Genomic DNA, 1,146 nt, shown 5'->3' with positions numbered 1-1,146 from the left:
GGATCGGTAGGATCGGTAGGATCGGTCGGATCAGTCGGATCTACATCATCACAATTTTTCTCTTCTTTATAAGTCACGATAAAGGACGTGATTTTAGGATCTTTAAAGAAGTTATATTCAGTTCCTTCACGGGAGAAGAAGCTTGCTCCGGTCAGGTCTTCACCCACCGGGCTTTGTGATGTTGCGCGCACTGCGATGGTAAATTCTTCACCACGGAACGGACCGACCACACCACCATCGGTGTTGTACCAGTACTGGAAGTCACCAACATAATGCTTGTCTGCAGCGCTGCCGTTACTTACTGAATAAAGTTCGTGGCCATCGTCTGACAGAATCACCTGATCAACCGGAATGCCTGCGGCATTCAGATTGTTGTCGGTGAGCACCTCAAAATACACTTTGTTGTTGCTCTGTCCGGCGGCATCTTTATTAAAGAAGAAGTACAGGAACAGATCGCCTTCATTCAGCTGGCCGCGTGGTTTAATCGCAGAATTGTTCGAGTAGCTGCGTGCGGCATGGGCAACCGTCGACTCATAGAAGAAAATATGAGCCGAGCTGTCTTTTGGCTGCGGCAGTGCATCATTGTATGCGTCTGCCACATAGGTCGGATGCGCTGAGTCACTGTAGTAGTTGTAACTGGCCGCTGGCGTATTGGTTCCTTTGAACGAGGTGATATTGCCCAGGAATACATCTTTAACCAGTTTGTCCGGGTTATTTTCACTGGCTTTTGCCGCCCAGATGGATAATTTCTTGCCGCTTACACACATCTGATCATCAGCAACGGCTTCGATCATTACGGTATCCGGCGCGCTGACACTTTTGCCGTCACTCACGGTCAGTTCAACAACATAGAAACCTTTTTCGACCAGCGTCAGTGTTGGCTGCTGGGCGGTAGGGTCGGTCAGCAGGTCAACATCGATTTCTGCCGGTGAACTGATCACTCTCCAGCTGTAAGTCAGGGTATCACCGTCGGCATCGGAGCTTGCGCCACCATCCAGCATAACGGTTGTGCCAACCTGCTGATTCAGGACATCCGCACCGGCATTGGCAACCGGCTTATGATTGGTCGGATCAGTCGGATCAGTCGGATCGGTAGGATCGGTTGAATCGGTTGGATCGGTAGGATCAGTCGGATCGGTAGGATCG

The 1,146-nt window shown here is 50.5% G+C and carries 1 protein-coding gene; it reads right to left on the bottom strand.

What is annotated here, in order from left to right:
• Positions 1–1,146, bottom strand: a 1,146-nt coding sequence (locus B3P58_RS12025; protein WP_286717751.1) for a PKD domain-containing protein, incomplete at both ends; no start/stop codon positions are given.

It is taken from the genome of Thalassolituus sp. UBA2009, assembly GCF_002335285.1.
GTDB classification, from domain to species: domain Bacteria; phylum Pseudomonadota; class Gammaproteobacteria; order Pseudomonadales; family Oceanobacteraceae; genus Venatoribacter; species Venatoribacter alkanivorans.
The sequence above is the reverse complement of the archived record's forward strand: the minus strand, read 5'-3'. Positions and strand labels throughout refer to the sequence as shown.